General features: G+C 34.5%; 17 protein-coding genes and 1 pseudogene. 8 read left to right on the top strand and 10 right to left on the bottom strand.

Annotation, left to right across the window (positions count from 1 at the left end):
• Window positions 1-58 precede the first annotated feature (58 nt).
• On the bottom strand, window positions 59-2,827 hold the full coding sequence (locus AAGU22_RS10110; RefSeq protein WP_458718988.1) for a M1 family aminopeptidase: 2,769 nt from the start codon (window positions 2,825-2,827) through the stop codon (window positions 59-61).
• A gap of 264 nt (window positions 2,828-3,091) precedes the next feature.
• Here AAGU22_RS10110 and AAGU22_RS10105 point away from each other — a divergent pair, with 264 nt between their 5' ends.
• On the top strand, window positions 3,092-3,850 hold the full coding sequence (locus tag AAGU22_RS10105; protein ID WP_458718987.1) for a transglutaminase domain-containing protein: 759 nt from the start codon (window positions 3,092-3,094) through the stop codon (window positions 3,848-3,850).
• Window positions 3,851-4,358: 508 nt separating this feature from the next.
• On the opposite strand, the gene AAGU22_RS10100 is transcribed toward AAGU22_RS10105, so the two are convergent.
• From AAGU22_RS10100 to AAGU22_RS10085, 4 genes and pseudogenes are all read right to left on the bottom strand, one after another.
• Complete coding sequence (locus AAGU22_RS10100) at window positions 4,359-4,814, bottom strand: metal-dependent transcriptional regulator (protein WP_458718986.1); 456 nt, start codon at window positions 4,812-4,814, stop codon at window positions 4,359-4,361.
• A 65-nt stretch (window positions 4,815-4,879) separates the two neighbouring features.
• Window positions 4,880-5,944, bottom strand: coding sequence for a ZIP family metal transporter (locus tag AAGU22_RS10095; RefSeq protein WP_458721774.1), 1,065 nt, complete (start codon window positions 5,942-5,944; stop codon window positions 4,880-4,882).
• 898 nt (window positions 5,945-6,842) lie between these two features.
• Window positions 6,843-7,844, bottom strand: a pseudogene (locus AAGU22_RS10090) (multicopper oxidase domain-containing protein); the annotation flags it as partial.
• 415 nt (window positions 7,845-8,259) lie between these two features.
• A complete protein-coding gene (locus tag AAGU22_RS10085) occupies window positions 8,260-9,183 on the bottom strand; it encodes a hypothetical protein (RefSeq protein WP_458718985.1) in 924 nt (307 codons plus the stop codon).
• 269 nt (window positions 9,184-9,452) lie between these two features.
• On the opposite strand from AAGU22_RS10085, the gene AAGU22_RS10080 reads away from it, so the two are divergent.
• Together AAGU22_RS10080 and AAGU22_RS10075 are read left to right on the top strand one after the other, a co-directional pair.
• Window positions 9,453-10,103, top strand: coding sequence for a helix-turn-helix transcriptional regulator (locus AAGU22_RS10080; protein WP_458718984.1), 651 nt, complete (start codon window positions 9,453-9,455; stop codon window positions 10,101-10,103).
• Window positions 10,104-10,249: 146 nt separating this feature from the next.
• On the top strand, window positions 10,250-10,840 hold the full coding sequence (locus tag AAGU22_RS10075; protein ID WP_458718983.1) for an NADPH-dependent FMN reductase: 591 nt from the start codon (window positions 10,250-10,252) through the stop codon (window positions 10,838-10,840).
• A 219-nt stretch (window positions 10,841-11,059) separates the two neighbouring features.
• Here AAGU22_RS10075 and AAGU22_RS10070 read toward each other — a convergent pair whose 3' ends face one another.
• From AAGU22_RS10070 to AAGU22_RS10060, 3 genes are all read right to left on the bottom strand, one after another.
• Complete coding sequence (locus tag AAGU22_RS10070; protein ID WP_458718982.1) at window positions 11,060-11,992, bottom strand: bile acid:sodium symporter family protein; 933 nt, start codon at window positions 11,990-11,992, stop codon at window positions 11,060-11,062.
• A 270-nt stretch (window positions 11,993-12,262) separates the two neighbouring features.
• Window positions 12,263-12,619: an aminoacyl-tRNA hydrolase gene (pth2, locus tag AAGU22_RS10065; RefSeq protein ID WP_458718981.1), complete on the bottom strand. Its 357-nt coding sequence runs from the start codon at window positions 12,617-12,619 to the stop codon at window positions 12,263-12,265.
• 390 nt (window positions 12,620-13,009) lie between these two features.
• Entirely contained in the window at window positions 13,010-13,852 is an 843-nt protein-coding gene (locus AAGU22_RS10060) for a DUF421 domain-containing protein (RefSeq protein ID WP_458718980.1), read from the bottom strand.
• A gap of 434 nt (window positions 13,853-14,286) precedes the next feature.
• On the opposite strand from AAGU22_RS10060, the gene AAGU22_RS10055 reads away from it, so the two are divergent.
• The 3 genes from AAGU22_RS10055 (at window position 14,287) to AAGU22_RS10045 (ending at window position 17,119) form a co-directional block, all read left to right on the top strand.
• Complete coding sequence (locus tag AAGU22_RS10055) at window positions 14,287-14,994, top strand: hypothetical protein (protein ID WP_458718979.1); 708 nt, start codon at window positions 14,287-14,289, stop codon at window positions 14,992-14,994.
• A gap of 55 nt (window positions 14,995-15,049) precedes the next feature.
• Window positions 15,050-16,093 (top strand): ATP-binding protein, encoded by a 1,044-nt coding sequence (locus tag AAGU22_RS10050; RefSeq protein ID WP_458718978.1) that lies wholly within the window; start codon window positions 15,050-15,052, stop codon window positions 16,091-16,093.
• Window positions 16,094-16,240: 147 nt separating this feature from the next.
• Window positions 16,241-17,119: a metallophosphoesterase family protein gene (locus AAGU22_RS10045; RefSeq protein ID WP_458718977.1), complete on the top strand. Its 879-nt coding sequence runs from the start codon at window positions 16,241-16,243 to the stop codon at window positions 17,117-17,119.
• 217 nt (window positions 17,120-17,336) lie between these two features.
• Here the strand turns inward: AAGU22_RS10045 and AAGU22_RS10040 are convergent, their stop codons facing one another.
• A complete protein-coding gene (locus tag AAGU22_RS10040) occupies window positions 17,337-17,663 on the bottom strand; it encodes a cupin domain-containing protein (RefSeq protein WP_458718976.1) in 327 nt (108 codons plus the stop codon).
• 298 nt (window positions 17,664-17,961) lie between these two features.
• On the opposite strand from AAGU22_RS10040, the gene AAGU22_RS10035 reads away from it, so the two are divergent.
• Window positions 17,962-18,642, top strand: coding sequence for a phosphoribosyltransferase (locus AAGU22_RS10035; protein ID WP_458718975.1), 681 nt, complete (start codon window positions 17,962-17,964; stop codon window positions 18,640-18,642).
• Between the two features lie 138 nt (window positions 18,643-18,780).
• On the top strand, window positions 18,781-21,195 hold the full coding sequence (locus AAGU22_RS10030; RefSeq protein ID WP_458718974.1) for a hypothetical protein: 2,415 nt from the start codon (window positions 18,781-18,783) through the stop codon (window positions 21,193-21,195).
• 267 nt (window positions 21,196-21,462) lie between these two features.
• Here AAGU22_RS10030 and AAGU22_RS10025 read toward each other — a convergent pair whose 3' ends face one another.
• Window positions 21,463-22,686 (bottom strand): patatin-like phospholipase family protein, encoded by a 1,224-nt coding sequence (locus AAGU22_RS10025; protein WP_458718973.1) that lies wholly within the window; start codon window positions 22,684-22,686, stop codon window positions 21,463-21,465.
• Window positions 22,687-22,909 lie beyond the last annotated feature (223 nt).

Raw genomic sequence — 22,909 nt, 5'->3', positions numbered from 1 at the left:
TGACCTAGGTCCTATTTTAAGTAAATATATTACGAATCCTTACCAGACGTTGACATGTTCATGAAATGGATTTTGATTCAGAATTAATTAACAAGGGTTTGCTTGCCCATGTATGTATCCATTCTCTCACGATATTTGCACTGTGTTCAGCCTTTCTTCTGACAAATCCATCTAAATCATTTTTTGCGACATCTATAAGTACTTCAATAGTTTCATACGTTCTCTTATCCGGTATAGTGTGAAATTTACCGTCTTTATTTGCCAGTGCAGAACATGCATTTATCTTTATCTTTCGTCTGTCATCTCTTAACAAATCCTTAAGTCTGTTAAAGACCGCCTGGTTCATAGCACTGGTGTCGGCGTTTGCTGTGTCTTTATTGTTGATTAAAAACTTGGCCAAATTTGATGTCGCTTTTGCTCTAATAAAGTAGTCCTTTGATTCGAGTGTATTCTCTAGAAAAAAATGTGCTACCTCAATGTTTATCTTGTAATCTCTATCCGTTGCTAACTCTCTTAGTCCTTCCAGAGCCCCAGTGGCTAAAACGCTTTGAAAGGTATCTGTTCCTTCAACCAGGTTTTTTAAAAGGGAAATTACTTGGACTTTATTCTCTATCGACTCTAAGTCCTTGCTGCTTTTTCCTAGTGCCGTTGCGGCGGAGGATTTTACAAAATTACTTTCGTCATCGGATTTGTGAATTAGATCTTTAAGCAGACTAATTGATTCAACTCTTTCAAATGTCCCAATATTTCTTATAATTGCTTTTTTGGTCTCTGATCGTAAAGCATCAAAGGTTGATTTATTATTTAATATTGAAACTAAACACTGATATGAATTATCAGACTTTTCATAATCATTTTTATCATAAAAAGAACCAATTGTATTAGTAGCCTCAATGGCTACTCCGTAAAATTTGTCCTGAATAATAGTATCGTATAATGCTCTAATTCCATCTTCTGAATATTGATTCTTAAGTAATCTTATGGCGTTAATTCTTTCTATAATGGTTTCTCCATATTTTATCTGATTATAAAGCAGTTTTTTTAATTGAAAGTCTCTGGTTTCATTTACTACTTTAATGGAACTTATTTCTTTTAGAATCTTAAACTCTGGATCAATGGATATGGATTCGATATTTGAATTATTGTCTAACTCAACAAACAACTCTGAATCATTATTATCCACATTCATTATATGCGCCAGGTGGCTTTTTTGTCCCGATTTATCTACGATATTTATTTTAAATTCCAATTGAAATTGATAATATCTAGAGATACCTTCATCGCTTTCATAATTGTTTTTCTGTAGAGTTTTGATTTTTAACTTTTGAGAATTTATACTATCTTTCTCTATTAAATTATTACGCGTCAGGGTGTACTCAATTTCCAATTTAGGATGACCTTCTCTGTAAATCCATTGATCAAAAAATGATGCCATTTCTCTACCTGAGACTTCCTCAAGTACTTTGAGTAGGTCAAGTGAATCAGCCGATCTATTCTTGTATTTTTCCAAATAGACTTTAAGTGATTTTCTAAAATTCTGCTCTCCTATATGATTTCGAATCATATGGAGGATAAAACCTGATTTTTCATATGAATGGGCATCAAACAAATCGTCTACATGTTTATATATATTAGTAACAATTGGTCTGTCATAGAGTTTATTTGATTCATCAAAATAAATATCTGTAGCTTCTATCAAGTTATAGTGGAATTCATCTATTCCCCGAGAATTTTCCCAATACAAAGATTCACAATAAGTAGCAAATCCTTCATTTAACCAGATATGAGGCCAATCCTTGCAAGTAACCATATCTCCAAACCATTGATGTGCAAGCTCGTGAACCACCAAGAAGATATCATTTCTATAGTCTCTAGAAGCTGTCTTATCATGCAAAACTCTTCTAGTCAAGGTAGTGCAGGTGGCATTTTCCATACCTCCAAACTCAAAATTATCAACCGCTGTCTGTGAGTATTTTTGAAAAGGGTAATTAGTTTCGAAATATTCTTCAAAGAATTTTAACATTTGCGGAGTCTCAGAAAAAGTTAACATGGCATCTTCTTCCTTGATTTCCTCTGGCCAGTAATAGTAGAGGGAAACGTCTCTATATTTTGATTCATATTGTGAAAACGTGCCTACCACAACCGAAACAAGATAAGAAGGAAGGGGTTTCTTTTCAACATACTTCCAAATTACATATTCATCTTTCATAACTTTTGATTCTAATTGTCCATTTGAAATTACCATATACCCTTGTGGTGCGGAAATTTCGATCTCCAAAGTAAATTTGACTTGAGGTGTATCAATAGACGGAAACCAGTAGCGTGATTCAACTGCTTCGCCTTGTGTCCAAGCTTGGTACGATGGAGCTTGTTTATCTTGATTACCCTTCGTAATAAAGTGAAACCCAGTTTTTGGAGGACCAAATTCTTCTTTGCCTTCAATAGTGGTATAGCCGGCAGAATATGAAATATCTATAATGATGATACTTCCGGCTCTAAATTGTTCTAAAAATTCTATAACAACTTGTTTGTTATCAACACATCTAAATTTTGAAATATTGATAGACTGTGAATTTACCTTTGTAACTTTTAAATCAGAAATATCTAACACGATTTCTGATAAATCATTAAAAGCTCTTATCGTTATTTGCTGTTCGCAATCAATAATAACATTGTTCACAAGATCTGGCTTTATCTTTAATGACATATGCTCAATGGTGTAGGACAGGAAGGGAATAGCGTGGATTTTACTCCCAGGAAATGCAAACCTTTTTTTTTCTGACTCTTTTTTTTCCCTTTCAACAGAATTTTTATTAAATTGTATCATATCTTATTTCTTTTGTCATTTACCAGTAAGCGCTTATTCAAACATAAGTCTATTGAAATTAGAACGAACTAAGATTTTGAAAATGTGGTCGTTTAGTGTTTGTTTGGGGGGCTGACCTTTCTAGTTTACTTTTCAACCCTTTGCTTGTCGGTGACCTCCATTCATCTAAACCCTTGCACATATCAACAACTCTTAGATGATTCATAATGGAAAGGCTTTGCATAGGAGCACTTGATTTTTAAATGATTGTTTGGTGATTAACTAGTGCTAAACATTTTTGATTTAGCAAATAATGGCCTTCCTTATCCACTCACAAAGGACATTCTTATTTTGTATAAGCAAGTGAGCAAGCAATATTTGGATAAGGCTCTACTTGAATCCATCAGGATGTTAGTGCCAGTCAAGATTAGAACCGAATTTGATATGGCAGTCGATGGAAACGTAAACTTGATGATACCTATGGCATTGCTGCTTAATTGGTTTAAACAGGATTTTATGAAATGGATGGACAAGAGTCCACTATGTCCATCATGCAACTTATCATTGAATCTCAGATATGTAAAAAACAATTCCTGGATAGTAAGAGGTGTAGAATATCATGAATGCCCTAAATGTTCATTTACAGTGGTATTCCCTCGATATGGCGAAATAGAAAATATAGCTTTTAATCGAGTCGGTAGATGCAGTGAATGGACGTTTCTATTTGGGGCTATACTTAGTTCTTTGTCGGTACAATCTAGAATAGTTCATGATTTTCTCGATCACTGTTGGAACGAAGCTTTTATTGAAGGTAAATGGATTCATGTGGATTCAACTCTTGAATATCCCATTTCAATAAACCATCCTAATTATTATGAAAAAAATTGGAATAAAAAATATCAATACGTGCTAGCGTTTTCAAATGCTGAGATAACAGACGTTACAAAAAATTATTCTTTTAATTGGAAAACTATCTTTGAACAAAGAAAAAAGCGAAAGAATAGTGATATGTCTAGAATCTTGAATTGTTATAAAAAAATATGATTTTTAATTACTTATCCATTCTTTTATCATGGAACATGGTTCAAATTCATAGGGATAGTCTTTCTTAATGATGATCCTTCATTTTTATATTTTTCAAAGTCTGAGAAATTATTCTGATTTTATGCTCTCAAGCACATCAACATTATGTTCGGTTCATCGGATTGATTCTCAAAATCATTTAATCATTTTTTCTAAAATTATCATCAAAGACTTATCTCTGGACCTACTTGAGGGTTTCACTCACCATTCAAAAGCAATCTTTTTCCTAAGTTGTAAAATCTGTTTATTTTTATAGTCGATACCTCCAAACCATTGAATCTATTTACCAAATTTCGGATTAACTCATCTTCATTGGTCATAGCTACATAACTGATCAATTAAGAATTGATGACACGTAGAAGATAATTAATTTTTCAATTTTGTTGTATTTTCAATTAATCTACTAAAATAGGTAGTATGGGGATTCTGAGATTATTACAATTCACAAATTTTATAAGGTTCTTTTCCCTTATTTTTGCTTTTTTCTATTTGCATTAAGAAATTCTTCTAGTCTTTCTAGCGTTTCGGAATGTAGGTGATGCTCTATGCCCTCGGCATCTGAGTTTGCAATATCCTCTCTCACACCTATGAAAGTAAAAAACTCTGTCAATAATTCATGCTTTCTTCTAATATTTTGAGCGACATTTGTCCCTTGTTGGGTTAATCGAACACCTCTGTATTTTTCATATTCTAAATATCCTGTGGTATCTAGTCTTCTCATCATCTTGGTAACACTAGGGGCCGAGACATTCAAACATTCGGTAATATCAACACTGGTAGCATATCCTTTTTGTTGGACTAGTTCGTAAATAATCTCAAGATAGTCTTCCATCCTATCTGTACGTTCCTTTCTCTGTGAACTATTGACCTTTTTAATGGAGTCGATTATTGTGTTTTCCCCAAAAGATGAAGTATTATTTGACACTCTAGTTCACCTAGTTATTTATATAGAAACCAAGGTTTGATAAAAAACTTTGCAAGGCCATCACACTACACCAACAATCCTGTTATGTACATTATTAGCAATCCTATGATAAAGCCTGCTATTATTGCCGCGCTAGGACTTTTCTCCTGGGAAGCTAGTATTTTCATTCCGGATCTAGCAGTTTTTTCTCCAAAATCCCCACTTTTGGCGTTGTCAGTCTTACTACTCTGCCTTAATGATTTACTCATCCAGACTGCGAGGGCATAAACAACCTGAAATATTGCACCTGCTCCAACCGACAAAAATATGATTGAAGCTAATGGGGAATATACAAATCCGCCAATCCATGTACCTAAAATAGTAGGAACTCCTGCAATAAGTCCCATTGCAATTAATCGTCTTATCATTAACTTCCCTGTTTTTGCAAGGGGTGCAACGATAGCCAGTCCTTCTGTTGTATTATGTATTGTAAAGCCGATGATCAAAAAGGTGCTAAGTGCAATTTCACCCAGTAAAACTGCTGCCCCTATTGCCAAGCCCTCTCCGAAATTATGTAGACCAATTCCTATTGCAACCATTAGAGATAGAGTAAGTGGCTTGATGATTTCACGCTTATCAATCAATCGGGTCAGTTTTTCTTCTTCTTCTCTTTTCTTCTTCTTCTCCTTATCCTCTTGTTCTTTTTGTGCTAGACCTACTGTATCATTTGAAAGCCGATTTGTCAGGGATATTGAAGAAACTGTTGTTTTAGACAGAGGTTTGACTGGGGATTTTAGAGAATTATTTTGAGCGCTCAAATGATTTGTTTCATTTTGCACTTTCTCCTCTTTTTCATATTCATAAGATAACTTTGACTCTGCTCTCTTGCCGAAATATTCTGAGAGATAAAATAGTCCGAGGAAAGTCGCTATGATTATGACTGGTATTAAAAGTTGGCCATTAAATGTTGCAGCTAAATTATTCGCAGCTATTTCGTTACTTTCTAAAAATGCATCAATACCCAAGAATACCAGCAAACCTGCGGTCAAACTCAGAAAGAAATTATATTGATTTCTTGTTATTTTCCTCAGAAACGGATACCATGCAAGTCCAATTAGTACTGGTATCACACCTACGAATATTCCCAACATCGCAAATACTGAGAACTGATTGATGTTTGGAATTGGAGCAGGAGCAGCAGCCTCGATGAGCTTGCTGAATCTTGTCCCGTCCGAAGTAGTTATGCCTACTTCATAAGGTTCTGCTGTGTTCCAAAAAAAAGGTATTATGACTTTAGCTTCTGAAAGCCTTGGCAATACCTGAGAGGGTTCAATCGCAGCAGATTGTATCCTATCATTAATGTCTGCTTGAGAAATCGTAACTTGCTCGGGACCCGTATTGCGGATAAAAGCCACCACTTGATTCTGATGAAATTCTACTTTTTCTATAGTTACTTCTGGTAGGGGAACACCAGTGTTTATCAAGTTTTGACCATATGGACTAGAAAGAAAATAAATCATACCTGCTAGGATGATCAGCGGTGTAACGGCCAGAACTAATGAACCAATTTTTCTTCTTTTTCCTTTGGATGCTTTTGTGTTTGCATTATCTATGTTGATACCAATAGTGGTTGGCTCTTCTGCATCTATAATATCTGGTTTACCTTGACTTTGTCCTTTGATACTGTCAATAGTGTTGGTGGATGTTTTATTTTCCTCGTTCATCCCTAATTCTTCATCCTTTGCTGCTTTTTCTAATTTCTTATCTTTCATTATCTAGTTGCTCCTTGGCCTGGCTGGAGTTTGCACCGTACTGATAGAATGAAATTACATCATCTGGATTGTTAGTATGTTGTTGGTTGCTATGGAGTGAGTTGTTATTAAGCTCATAGGAAGTGTGGTTATATACCATATTGTTATTTTCTAAATCCGTATTCTTTACACCATTCTGACTAGAATCTGATACGAGATAGGACTTATTGTTGGGAATAGATGCATTATTGGGGTTATCTGCAATATAGCTCCTCAGATCAGTGTCATTTTTATCGTCTTGGCTGTTATCTATCACTTTGAACAGACCCATCCAACCCTTTTCTGCAAATTCTGTTTTATGAGCGTGGAACATGTAATTTCCTGGGTATTTATACTTGAATTCTAAGATACCTCTTTCTCCTTGACTCATAGTTACGATGTCATTTAGCTCCGTAGGAGTTTGACTGGTTCCACTTGGATAATAGTTAAACATGTTAGCGTGCAAATGAAAGTTGTTTATTTGATCAAACTCTAGCATATTGACTAGATAAATTCTTGTTAGCTCATCCTTTTTGATCTCTATTGGATCGTGCATATAGAAATATGGAATTCCATTTACAGTGTAAAAGTTATTTTCCGTGTCAAAGTCGGTATCATACCCATTCATAACCATGACCATTTCATCTGCCTGAGGTCTTGGAGTCTTTGGATCAATAATCATCACACCATATAGTCCGTGTGTTATATGTTCTTCCAGAGGTGTCATGTGACAATGGTATGGATAAACGCCAAATGGTTCAGCCGTAAATTCATACGTGAACTTGCCCTTTGGGCCAATCATGTCAAAAACCCCGTCCATCTCTGCTGGATGAATTCCGTGGGTGTGCAGTGAATGAGGTTTTGAACCGTTATTTATGAAATTGATCTTTAAGTGATCACCTTCCGTAGCTCGAATTGTCGGGCCAGGTATTGTGCCATTGTACGTCCATACATTGTAAAAAACCCCTGGTGACACTTCTTTTATTTCCGAATCCGAAGCAATTAGTGTGTATTCCCTTAGTGTGGTTCCATTTGGATATTTCGATACGTGTCCATAATTGAAATCACGTAAATATTGATTCGGATCTACTACTGCATTTTTTGAGTTGCCAGGAATAGAAATTGGATCTAGTATGTCTCCAGTTGATCTGAACACAGGATAGCCTGGAGTATGAGTTCCGATCATTTTCCTGTCGTCGGCCGAGTTTTGAGCATGGGTATCAAAAGATGGATTTAATGGGTTAAGCAGGTAGGTAGACATAATCAAAGCTACCGTAATTACAAATACAATTGAAAAAAGGGGCAATGCCAGTCGCCTAAAATTTTGCATAATCTATATTACTTAACCAGGTTAATAAATGTTAACCTTGGTTAAGTTTTTCATATTTGGGTTCTATGCTCTGCGAACCATACCGTCGATAGGTTATTCTACGTCCGTTTAAAAATCAAATGAAAATTTCAGTCGTCAGTTGCTGGAAATCGGCATATTCTACCTTGATCTAACAAGTCTAATCTTTTTACCCCGAAAGTTGGAGAGGGATCTGAAGGCTGATACAAAACAATACATGAAAAGTATCTAATACTCAATCAATATGTTTGTCTGCAGGACCACTAATTACTGAAAACGAGTGTCATGTTTTCCCATAAGACAAAAAAATTGTTAGTTTTAGATTAATTCAGACAGGTTGAATTTCTCTGATACTAAGATTCTTAAAATCAAAAGCAACGTTGTCTGCTCTGAAACTTGCTATTGGTCCTGAATTAGTTAGGATGTAGTCCTTGGGTTTATTGCAATTTGCACTGCTAAATTCTTTATCTGAACTATTGGCAAACCAGCCACCATCATCAGTAATCTCGTTAACCTTCTTCCATACATTATCATTATTATCATCAATAAAAGATTCCATTTTGACACTACTATCATTATCCTGGTTGTAAATTATTATCTTCCATCCGATCCATCTATCTAACAGAGGATTCTCAGTTGCCTTAGCGGAACCTCTAGAATCGGTGTATCCGCCGGTATGCCAGATTTCTTTCTTCCAAGCTGCCTCCATGTTTACAACGTCAATTCCTCCGTTTAATGCGGTTCCCTCACAAGGATTTTCATTATTATGTGAGCCCCCCCGTGCACGCCATGTAAAGTCGGGAGACAAAGACTCCGAGTCCCCATTATCGGTTCCTCCTTCATTTTCTTGATTGGTGTCATAAACTGACTTTATCTTGACATAACCCGTCATCTCAATATTTTTCCATGGTTGTGCATTAGCTGGAGTATTTACATTCATTCTTATCTGAGTATCATTGATTGACCAGGATAAGCCGTCTTCTGAATTCTTAACTATGGGAACATCAGATGTAATTGAGAAGGACTCGTCACTAAGTGGATCTTGCATGTCAATAAACCACTCTCTTCCTTCTTTTGCTGTGGGATAGATCTCCTCAACTCCAAAAATATCTTTGCCCTCAGGAGTGATTACTTTTTGAGGCTCTGGTTGCTTCTCTCTCAATACAACTATCTCATAGTAATAGTAATATATTAGAATAATCGTAATGATTGTCAAACCTACTATAGCTAGGTGAGGTTTTTTTATAATCAACCTATAATTTGTTATTTTGAACCATTTTTAAACTTTGGTACTTTATATTTATTTGGCAGTAAAGGTCTAATTTGGAGCCAAAGTTTGAATGGTTCTCATCTTTTTTCTCTTGGCTCTAGATAAAAAACCTTTGGTTATCTATTAATTCTTAACCTAGTAGGTAAAGTAAATACATTAAGAACCTAATTTAATTATTAAACCAAATTGTATATTAATTAGGAATGCTCTATTCAATTATCCTATGAAATCTAATGAGGAATTATAATGAAATGAAATCTGAAACCTTTTCACAATCTGATCCAAAAAGAAAAATACTGTATTATCTTAAAGTCATGAAGCAAGCAGGATTAAAGGACTTGTCAAAAGTTATGAAGATTTCTAGAATGGCTGTACACAAGCATTTGAGTGACTTACAAGATAGAGGGTTGGTTGAAAGCGTGGAAATTCGAAAAGGCGTGGGGAGACCTACAATGCAATATTCATTAACAAGTACTGGTAAAACTGCATTTCCAAAATCTTACGGTGAAATAGCAACACATGCTTTGGACTATGTAGAAAAAAAAATGGGTAAGGATGCAGTAGAGTCGGTATTGCGGGAGCGTCAAAAGGAGTTATTAGAAAAATATAGTATTCGTATGAAAGATATGAAATTCAATGAAAAAGTTAAAGAATTAGCAAGGATTAGGGATGAAGAAGGTTATATCGCCGAATCCAAAAAAGACAGAAAACGCAATTCTCATACTCTACTGGAGTACAATTGTCCAATAATAATGATAGCAGAAAAGCATTGGGAGGCTTGCTCCATTGAAACGGAATTATTCGAACATGTACTGGATGCTAAAGTAGAAGTCACTCATAGAGCAGCCAAAGGAGATTCAATTTGTAAGTTCTTGATTAAAGAAAAGAGCCAGTATCTCTAGTTTTTGTTTTAGTTACCCATATAACATCTGTGAATTTAATATATATAATTTGTAAACTATTATATTTATAAATTACCATAACGAATATTATGTGTGAATAAAATAAATAATCCTTTTTTGATAAATATAGGTGGTAGTTACTAGAGATGAGCTTAAGGGTTCTAGGTGTCGGATCTAGTATGAGGCGAGATTCTTTTAGCACTGAAACTTTGAAGATTATATTAAACAAAGTTAACAAAAATGGCGCAGATTCTAGATTATTGAATCTCTATTCAAATCCTTTGCCCATGTATACTGCAGAATACAATGAAAAATTAGGTGGCATTAAACAAGCCGTTGAATTGGTTAACTGGGCTGATGCTATTGTTCTTGCAACACCAGACTACCATGGTTCAATGGCAGGATCATTGAAAAACTTTTTGGATTACTTTTGGGCAGAGTTTGCCGGAAAGACATTTGGGTACCTTTGCTCCTCGCATGAAAAAGGATTGACTGTAATGGATCAGATGAGAACTGCTATAAGGCAATGCTACGGTTGGAGTTTACCATATGGGATATCTATAAACTCAAATCAGGATTTTAATGCGGACCGCGAGATCATAAACGCTCAATTGCTCAGTAGACTTGAAAGTTTTGCAAGAGACTTGGTGGTATATGGTGGTTTGATTAGCAATCAATTTAACAAGGATTTGAATTCAACAATACAAAATTCTTATGCAGTACATTACAGAAAGTAAAAACAGATTTTTGGTCCCACACAATCAAGAACAAAGATATTTTGAATTTACATCCTAATAACAGGCTAAGATGATCAATAACCAAATTTCTTGAAATCCATTTTACAAAAAGGACACAATGTGAGTAGTTTTGGTACATGGGATTTAACTCCGTTAAAACTCGAACAACACTTGTAACCCTTTCCTAAGATATTTTAAAAAAAAGGTAATAGCAAGAATTTATTTTGCCTTGAAAGTTTTTTTTAATAGTAGGATCCCCACATAGTAAGGAATATTGAAAAATGCAGCTAACGCAGCGACCTCAGTTCCAAAGAATTGTTGAGCAAACACCACTATCAAAATATTGTTAATGTATATCATTGAAATCATTGTTGATATTCTATCATCCTTTGATAGGCGCATCAGCCTCGAGATGCTATAACCTGTCAATCCGTAATAACCAAATAATATAAACGCTAAGATGATATTTTCTACAGTTACGAGGGAATTGGAAAAAAAGAAATAAGAATATTTGGCAAAAACCCCTAGATTGATTAGAAAAATGAAAACAAGTGAGAGGTTTAGTGATTGTTTATTGATTAGGTCCGTGAGTTTAGGGGAAATCTTTTTTAAAAGCTGACTAGCTATCAAAGGCAGCATTAAAGCTACTAATAGAAGTACTATCATGTCGAAAATAGGAATTGCAAAGTTGCTACTAAAAAATAGAAATATTAAAATAGGTAACAAAAATGGAACAGTTAATGAAGTCGCTATTATTAATCCTACCACTATTGGTAATCTGCCTCCAACAAAGTTTACAACAAAGGGTGATCCTAGTCCTGTTGATATGCCCGATAATAAAAACACTGACAACATTAAGTTTGAATTTATTGGAACAATGGTAAGTGAAAACAGGTTCATTATTGCGTATAAACCGACCGGCAATAACACTAGTTTCACTATTGTGAGTATTATCAGATTCTTCGGATGGGAAAACACTGTATAAAGTTCTGACAGATTTATATTGATTAGATTAAACAAAAGTAAGAGTCCAAGCCACAATAACAAGTAAGGTTCCACCAGGATTCCTATATTTGGGAATAATAAACCTAATATTGTCGAAAATAGCACAGATAAACCTAGGTAATAAAAAGTGCGACTAGAATTCGTCATGTGCATTTGTCATATCACGCCATTATCATCAAATAGGTTTATTGAATAAAAAAGTTAGACATTGTAACACCCTGGAGTAATTCTACATCCCTTTCAAGAGTATTTTTGTTATATTCGTCTTCTTTCCTTTCTAAGATTTCAATTTTTGAAATAAACATCAATTTTTGTATCTTGACAATAAAATATTTTTGCTGGTTCATGGAATTTGTCCCAAAAAGATTCCTTTTAAATAGAGAACCAAATTCATTTTCTAATAACCCTATGTTACCACTATAGTAACTTTAAATGCCCAGTCAATTTATCCAATTTTGTTGAATAATCTGGACCAAACCCGCAACATGTCAAGGTGTTAGGTTCTATCTGAGTTTTTCCAGCATCTCTGATCACTGTAGTAATGATACCATATGCTTGAGCCTTTTTTATTATGTCAATTAGTTCTCTTTCCGATTGGATCTTTAATACTGCTTTTTTTTGACCCCCGTAATTAAACCAATTAGCTACATGGTCTGGGTTTTGCCACACTACAGAACTACATGCATGTCCTACTTGGCCAGCAATTTTTCCGACACCCATTCCAAGATCTTTTCTTACTACTACTACGTATTTTATGTCGTCACTGCTGTTCAATAATCTAAAAATGAGAATGAATTATATAAATTAAGCAAGATGGTAAATTGGATATTCTTGAAAATTTGCTAATTCTATCAATCTTATCCAAAAAATCTACGTTTCTCTGCAATATTTCTAATAAATTGATGCATTTGCTGCTCTCCTGTTTAGCTACCATGATACCTATAAAACAATGCATCAGGTTGCAATTGACAATTTTATTAACAAGAGCATAAGCTTTGAAGAATAGCTACAATTTTATGGATTGATACCATCTTCCTAAAAGTGGTACTGCCATAAAGATTCACTATTGTTACCTCTGTTATATATCAACTATGGTGATATATTTAGCTGTAGAAAAAAAACCAATTCATATCTTAATTAGTCGTCTTTATTTCCATCTGATGTCTATTTCTTTTTCATTATGAAGCTTATCTTACCGTTCGATTCCAATCGGGCGTACTTAATTTCACTTGCATCCTCTAAACCGTTTAATCTCATTTCGGCCTCAAATTCTGCTTTATCCATTTTGGCTTTCTTTAGACCGGCATTGACAATTGATCCATGTTCTACTAACAAGATTGGTTTAGGTTCTATGGATTCTCTAAATCGCCTACTCTTTAAAGTCATATAGTCAATTACTTTAAAGAATATAACTGCAATTATGACGGCAGCCATAGCCTGTGGGATAGATATTTCTTTATAAATCATAGGATCGCCAATCGCTGATCCCAATCCAACTACGATTAATAATCCAAAAGGAGATAACTGGCCGATCCCTTTTCCGCCAAGCCATTTTACTATAACAAAAACCAAAGTGGCGATTATTGCAGTTCTTATGATTACAGATAAAATAGAAGATGGGTCTGGAATTAAAGCGTCATATATTACTTTGTAAGGTGAGGTACTAGAGTCCGCACTCTGTCCACTACCGTCAGTCCCAGATTCCTGTGACTCAGATGACGTTGCGGATGACACGTTATTTAGCATTAGTTGTTCTGAAATACTATTATCGTTTGTACTAATGTTACTACTGTTTTCTTCCACATGCAGGAAGCTTGAACTGTCTAGAGTTTTTGTCTTATAGGAGGGAGAATCTTGTTCTAATACTGTGTTTAGTGTGACTGAAATACTATTAATCTGATAAACAAGAATTCCAAAAATTACTATCATTATTGCTAGCGGTATGACTGTTATTACTATCCATATTCTTGAATTATTTGTCAATCTATCATGTGGGTATGCTATCATATATGTTAATGTTAGTAACTACAATCAAATAGGAAAATTTCCAGGTGCTAAAATTTAATTATATCTTTAAAAAAATCTGACAGCGAAATTTCAACGTTTCTGCTTTGGTAAATTCTTTTACATGCAAAACTGGTACAATCGAATTAGTCGGGTGTCCGTATATGTGTAATCAATTTCATTTGTTAACATAAAATACATGTCTTTAGATATTTTACTAATATACAATTTGGTTGGGTGTCATCGTCTAATTGTCTTTTATTGTGAACCTTTATCGATGTAAAGTCAGAAAAATCTTGCAAGTTAGTTTATTTTCATGACATTTTCGATATTTGCAAAAAGAGGATAATTAAGATATATTATTTGTAAAGACAACTGGATAGGGATACAAATTGATACTTGGTTTCTTATAACCTTTGTAGATTAAGATATCATAGATGCAAGATACCAAACCCATCGGAATTACCTTCGTATCTGAAAATTTTTCAAATTCCATAGATTCCTTTTGGATCATAGTCAAACCCGAAATCCTGATAAATCCTTTTGACTTTATTAGTGTGGATAATGTTCAAAGCACCAAAACTATTGGAATGGTTAAAGAACTCAAGAGGATCTATATAGATAGGGAAACTATTTCTAAAAATCAATATTCATCTCAGTTTGATCCACTTTTAAATACTGAGGAGAAGGTGGGTGATGGCATGACAGTGGCAAAGGTTGATGTGATTGCCAATCGTCAATTTCACACGATTCAAGAGGACTTTTCTTCAAATACTTCAAGTCTCAATAAAATATCACTAAAACCAAAAAATTGGAGCATTAACATGCCCGTTCAAGAAGGAAAACTTGTTACTTTTGCAACTGCCGAAGAAGTCATTTCATCTCTTGGAATTCCAGATATGGAACATCCTATTCCTGCAGGAGTAATTTCGATGACTAACAATGCTAAAATACCCATAGATCTAGATGTAACGTACATTTTTGGGCCTGATACTACTCATGTTAACGCCACAGGAATCTCAGGGAACATGAAGACTGGCTACCTCCTATTTTTGTTACAGGTCCTTCACCAAAAACTATCGGAAGAAGGTATTTCTATAATTTTATTTAATACCAAAGAAAAAGAATCTTTTATACATAGATAAAGAAAGAGATGGAGCCTATACTATTGAGGATAAAAATGAACTGGATATACTGGGTTTGAATTTAACACCGTTTAACAATGTAAAATATTTTCTCCCAAGGGGAAAAGATGGTAAACCAAATTCTGCATATATTCCTGAGAAAAACTATTTCACATATTCTTTTGAATTATCAGATGTTTATGATTGCTTGGAATTGTTATTTTCCTCTGAAACAACTCTAGATCCTCAACACAATATTTCCTCAATCCTAAATTACATTTATGAATTATGGCCCAACTTGAGCCAAGAGGGTGATGATAAGGCAAGTCCTCACAAGCTTGCAACCTGGACGGACCTGATTAATTTTAGTGAATTTCCTGGAGAAATCGTTACTCATAAAAACACATTGTTAAAGTTTCAGGGGATGATGCAAAAATATAGAAAACCATCAACTCTATTTGTAGATAAAAAGGTAACAAGCAGATATCTTGGTAATGAAATTAAAAAAATGAAGAAAAATGAAGTGTTTGTGATAGATATAGCTATGCTGCCTACATTAGACGAACAAGCATTTGTAGTTGGAGATGTAATGAAAACGATAAACGAGATGTACTCCCTTGGCCATGTAAATACTCCTGCTGACGATTATGAGGGTAAAAGTGATGATGGTGTTGTTGAAACTGATGATGAAAAACAGAGGACAAAAACAGAGTTGACCAAAAAACCAAAATACATTGTAATCTTTATCGACGAAATTAATAGATTTTTACCACGGGGGGAATCGGGTAATACGGGTCTCGGAATATCAATGTCTAATTCTTCGGCTGTTGCCGAAGAATTATTAAAAACCTTAATCACAGGCAAGTCCAGACATTGCATACTTTTCTCCGCTCAACAATTCAAGAGTCAAATTGATCAGAGCATTAACGAAAATACTGGTTTACATGTTATCACCAAGTTGGGTTTGTCCGAACTTGCTTCAAATTCTTATTCAATGGTAGACGATGCTACCAAATCAGTTATTAGCAAATTACACAAAGGTGAGTTTATTTTGGTACATCCTGCCTTTAGACATCCTATCAAAATTGCTATACCAAAACCTACATTCAAAAAACCATGACATTGACTTGACTAGAATGCATCGGCTGAATTTGTAGTATTATGTGTATGGGGATGAGTCAATCAATTTGAAGAATTTAATTCAGATCGCTTTCATTGTGAAAGTATTTAATGTTTGCTTTTAAATTATTAATTAAGATAATACTATATGAGATTTGTTCAAATATCTGACTTACATATTGGTGGTTTATTTAAAAAAAATGTTTTTGATACTTTAGTAAATGAGGTAAATAATGAATTAAGACCTGATGTCATTATTATTTCAGGAGATTTAACTGATGACGGACTATTTTTTCAGTTCGAACAGGCACAGCACGAAATAAAAAAATTCTCATGCAAGAATCTAATAATTTTTCCAGGAAACCATGATTATAGGCACACTGGCTATCTTTTATTTAGACAATTCTTTCCAGTTTCTGCGCCAAGTGGTTCGAGGGTTTACAAGTATAATAATCCAAAGAACAAGAACCAAACAGTAATAGTTACTACAGTTGGAACTGCAAGAGCAGATAGAGATGAGGGTGAAGTTGGATATAGACAAAATCTATGGTTAAACAAGATTCTAAAAAAATATCATATTCCGAGACCTTCTACTAATCCGAAACAACAAACACAAAAACCTCAAGATAAGTATAAGACAATAATAAAGATTGTTGCTATGCACCATCACTTGATTTCCATACCAGATACCGGCTATACAAACGTAGTAGGAATATCCGATGCAGGCGATGTTTTAAGGACCTGTCTAGCTAATGATGTTGATATTGTTATCTGCGGTCACAAACACAGACCTTGGATTTGGAATCTAGGTACAATGAAGATAGCCTATGCCGGTACAGCCTGCTCATGGAGATATAGAGGGATTTTTGAGGATACATATAACATTATAGATGTAGGGGAGGATGGCAAAATCGATATAGATATCAAGATAGTTGGGGGAAAAAGAATGCCATTGTCTGAGGTAGTTAATCAATATAATCCGGAGGATAGGGTGACACGGATTGCCGATATGATGTCACCAGATTAAATAACAGTTAAATTACTATCGAGATTTCCTAGCAACATACAGACTTGTTATTACATTATATGAGGTGTTATGATCCTAAAATAGGGCATACAAATAATGAAAATTCAAAGTTTGTAAAACCTATTGTTGGCTTTAAGTCTCAATATATTATTCTCCAGATATCTGTTTGAGTGAATTATTAAGAATTATTTTTTTTACCAAAATGTTGACGGAATTTTCATTTTTTTGAAACATTAAAAATGTACAAGACTACTAGTTGTTCCTTGTTTCCATGGAAATAATGCTTTGTTTTTGATGGAACAAAAATACAAGAACCTTTTCTTATTTCATGATTGTTTTCTACCATGTTGATATATCCTTTTCCTTCCATAACAATATAGAGTTCATCTTCGGGATGAGGTCCCTGTGTGTCCTTTTGGCCTGGATTGAGCCTAAGCACCCCGACTTCAAAACTATTATTGTACAAGAAATCTAAGAAATAAGTTGAATTGTCTTTCTTATCCAGATTTAACAATACAGACTCAAGGTCATAAATATTACTCATGTCTTCTTACAATATATCATAAATTAGTATGTTCTCTTGGTGCTATGTTGGACCTAATGATGTACGTTTGATGAATGTACAACTTAATTCGTAAATAAGACTTGGAGAATGTACGATTTGGTTCATTCCCTACATGAAATTTATTCGAAACATAACAATGATTTTAACTACATTATAGCATCTAGATTATGATTTGAATTACCTGAAATATTAAAAAATACATGTGTTAAGACAACGGCCGCGAAATGTTCCAAATCATTTTGTTTCAGTTTAATACTGGAACTGTATATGTACTATTATGAGCGTCTTGTTTCAGGATCGCGAGCAGGCAGGACATGAGCTAGCAAAAGAATTGGCAGTCATTCTGAAAAAAAATCAAATAGATTTATCTAATGCTGTAAATGAGTTAATTGTTTTAGCGATACCACGAGGCGGTATCATATTAGGTAATATAATAGCAAACAATTTCCATTGTAATTTGGATGTAATCGTTTCTAGAAAGATAAGGGCTGAATTCAATGAAGAATTCGCAATGGGCGCAATGATGCCAGACGGAAGCTACTTTTTGAATGAGGGAATTACACGCCTTTTCAATATTTCCCAAGCTTATTTAAGAAAGGAAATAGATTTCCAAAAAATGGAAATCAGGAGAAGGCTGATAGAATTTAGAGGCGATATTTCCTATCATGATAAATTTGAGGGGAAAGTTATTGTCCTTGTTGATGATGGAATAGCTACAGGATCTACCATAATCGCCTCAGCAGAATGGGTAAAGAATAATTGTCATTGCAAACAACTTGTTGTTGCAGTACCTGTAGCACCCGCCAGAGATGAAACTGTGAATAAGCTTGCTAAAATAGCTGACCATGTTGTAATTCTGCATATGGAAGAGACTTTTTCTGCCGTCGGTCAATTTTACAGAGACTTTGATCAAGTAAGTGACGAAACTGTAAAGAAAATCCTGATGAAATATCATTAGTTTATTTTGGATAATAACTTTTTATAAAGAATTAACAGTTAATATTGTAAAATGTATATGACTTCATTATCAATCTTAATAAATACTATTGAGACCATATTTGGGCTATTAAAAAATAAATAACCGGATCGAATTCGGATGATTAAATCTGCTTTGCCTTTACTACTGGCGGGACCCATTATACGTCGAGTTGACAAAACACAAGTGTGTATCTGGATAGCAACGAGCAAAGCCGTAAATGCAAAAGTAGAAATATTCAATTTCTATAGGTCAAAAAGTAACTTTTTTCTAAGCAAAACAGTTAATGAACATACTGATAAAGAACTCGTACCACTCTTCTCTCGAGCTAATATGCATATTATAGGTAGTGGTAAATGTACTTCACTGAAACTGGGAGATAACCTATATGTGAGCCTTATAATTGCTAGACCATTTCCTTATAATGAATATAATATAGATAATAAAACAAACATATTGTGCACTTTTCCCACAGACGAGATCCTAGCATATGATGTTGAGCTTTTTTTATCTAGCGAGAGTAAAGAACAAGGACTGCGCCTAAAGGATCTGGGATTGTTATCGGGGGAAAGTACTATACTTTATGATAGTCCTAATCCAGAAGAACTGAACAATCACGACGTAAATCAAGACTTACTATTACCTTCTTTGTTCTCCTTACCAACACTCTATATCCCTGATGGGAAAAATAGTTCTCACCTAAATATTCTCTATGGTTCATGTAGAAAACTGCACGGTGATGATGGGGATAGTTTGATTATAGGTGATAAACTTCTTGCCTCTTCCATCTCTGATCTAAAAAAAAGACCGAGCTCACTCTTTCTAATAGGCGATCAAATTTACGCAGATGACGTAGCTGGACCTCTAATAGGATATCTAGGAAGATTATCAAACGAGCTTCTTGGATGGCGAGAAATAATTGATGGAGTAGACAAAAGTCCAGAAGACATACCAATTGGTGGCCGCAAGGAAATCGTAAGTTCCAAAGCCCAATTTACTTCGGAAGTATCTGAGAATCACTTACTAGGATTTGGTGAATTCGCTGCAATGTATTTAGTTTCATGGAATCCATTAATATGGCCCAAAGAATTTAATTCCAATCTAGGAAAATTACATCATACTACCGAATCTAAACAAAAGTATGAAACAGAATTGAAGGATCTTGAAGAAAGTCGCAAAGATCTTAGAAAAATTAGAAGACTTCTTGCTAACGTGCCTACTTATATGATCTGTGATGATCATGAAATAACTGACGATTGGAACATAGATCGGAAATGGAGCGACTCTGTGAGAAACAGTAGGAGCGGATCTCAAATAATTGCCAATGGTCTTGTAGCTTATTGGGCTTTTCAAGCTTGGGGGAACGATCCAAATTCGTTTGATGATGACTTTGTTGATACAATCAAAATGTACCTTGATCTAAAAAAACAAAAAAGTTTGTTCCCTTATGACACGGCTTCAAAAAATTCTATTTTGTATGGCGATCGTGTAGCCAATGAAATCAATAAAACACGAATAGTGGAAGATAGGATTTGGGATATTAAAAAGTGGACATACGTTGCTCCTACATACCCGCTTTCCATATTTCTAGATTGCAGAACACAGAGAGAATTTGTAAATCCCGATGGTCCTCCAATATTATTAAATGATGAGGTCTTAGAATACATCAAATCTGAAGTTTATAACTCTGGATATAAACGAGGTGACCCCCTAGTGATTGTATCCCCGACACCAGTTTTTGGTTTTGAACATGCCGAAAGCGTACAGCGATTTCTGACCTCCATTTCAGGAACTTATAAGTGGGACCTTGAAACATGGAGAGCTAATGAAGCGGGATTCATAAAATTCTTGGCTTTTGTGTCTACTACGTTTAGCCCTGATTATTGCGTTATTTTATCAGGAGATGTTCATTATGCTTTTACGATGAAAGCAAGATTTGATCTATCCACGGCAGGAAATCATACAAATCAATTTGCTTTTGATTTGGGAAATAATGTCCCGATATTGTCTTCTTTATCATTTGCTCAATTGACTGCTAGTCCTTTGCGAAGTAACAGCTTGAAAAAGAGAAAGTTAGCAATAATGATTCTAAATTTGGTACATAAAATCATCATAACTAGAAAAGTGTCATCACGCATAGGCTTTCTTGACGCATCTTATGACCCTGGTTACAATAGTCATAGAATATCAAAAGAATTAAAGGAAGATAACAGATCCAATAAAGAAAATCCAGATTATTCAAAACATGGAAAAGATGTGTCATTTCCTATTAAGATTAAGACTATCTATAAAAGTTTGATTAATCGTTATTTTATTGATAAGGAGGCGAGGGCTGCTGAGCGATTTCCAAATTGGAGGGAGTCTAGAATGCTTGTGACACCAACAGGTCATGGTACTGCTCCCGTGTTAGCAAATAATAACATAGGTTCGGTTTCATTAAATTTAAAATCACGTACTGTAGAGCACACCCTATTTTTTCTTGAAAGTAATAAGGTACAATCTAGCAAGGCCATAATTGAATTTGAAGATAGATAAAAAGACACTGGACTGACCTTCTTCTTCTTTCTAAAATCTAAAAATATTTAAAAGATTAAGAAGGTAAATGAAGGGATAATTAAACTAATTGTTATTAAATGACGTGTAATTATGATGCGATAATCCATTACTATGACAATATTTTTAAAAAGAATTACTTGAAGATTACCTGGAGACTTTGCTCATGCTAGCAAAAAGATAGGAAAATCTCTTGTTACCACTCTTACGAACCTGATTTAGATATTGAATAAATATTCGTCAGAGATTTTACTGATATTCACTCCTTTTTTCTAACTTTTCTTCCGTTTTCCTTTCGCCTTGATCTATTAATTCCCTAATTGTTCTGTTAGAAAAATCACTATTCTTCAAGATTGATGGAGATTCGATTTCACTTCTAATTATTCTCGTAACAGATTTAATTTCTGCCCCATAATTTTCAATCAAGTCTTTATATTCATTTTGGATATCATTTCTTTCCTGCATGCTCAACATGGTCCTATCTACTTGTTTCTCAAATATTTCGTATAGTCTCTCTATTAATTTTATGTGCCTAGTAACTAATCTTGCATTTTTAATACTTTCAATATCTTTATCACAAAATAAAATGTCCTTATATCTGTTTACAACTTCTACAAAATTGGAAGGAAGTCTGTCGATTCTTTGGGGATAGTTTTCAACTATGAAAATGTTTTTATCATTACGTGGTGACACATACAGTACTTCTCTTATTGGAGTATTGCTAAGCAAGCTTCCATCCCATGCTTTAGTGTCGTCTCCCAAATCGACCCAAGGAAATCCATATATTGGATATCCCGAACTTGCTAGAATATGTTCTGGTCTTATTTTCATCAGTGTATTGTCAAAAATGAGTGGCTTGGCCGTCATAACATCCACTGCTGTCATAATTAACCTCAAAACGGAAGGCAACTCTTCTTTGGTTGCAGCAAGATTTAATTTATCATAGTCTATGTATTTTTCTAGAGTTCCTACTAAAGGGGAGTGGTCATAAATAAATGTCCAATTTCTAGGATCAAAATACTGCTCTTCGAGTCTACCCATGATACCATGAAAGTTCTTACTGGTATTCCACCACTGCCATCTTGGTATAAACATTTTGGGAACTCCAAAAAAAGCTGCATTTACAGAAGCGGATGAAATGGTCTTAGGAACATATGTTCTTGTTCTACTGTCCCATCCATAAGCCCATAAATCTGGTATAATTTCAAGGCTGCTCTCACCAATTTCCAACCAAAAGTCTTCAAGGTCTTTTTCTGGGTGCCCGGATTTACTTCCAACTATTATGGCTGCATTTACTGCACCTATGGAAGTGCCTGCAACTATATCTATATGCACCTTTTGTTTTACTAATGCTTTGAATACACCACAAGCGAAAGCACCTAGTGAGCCACCCCCTTGCATGACAAGAACATTCTCTATATTTCTAGATTTCTTGTGTCTTGTAGTACTGGCCTCTTTTATGGTATAACTCATCTATGTAACCTAATTTACAAGAAAGCTTATTTAGATGAGCCATAAAAGATTTAAATTTATCAGAAAAATTGACCAGAGGCCTTATGCTTCTCTAATTCGGACTTATATTTCTCAGATATGGGCATCAAAAATTCAAACCTTGACAATTGATTCTTATTTCTTTAGACAACTGAAGGAAAAATCATCTGATGATCTCACATTGTAAACTAATTTCTGTTAGACC

This window comes from Candidatus Nitrosocosmicus sp. R (assembly GCF_054408505.1).
The sequence above is the reverse complement of the archived record's forward strand: the minus strand, read 5'-3'. Positions and strand labels throughout refer to the sequence as shown.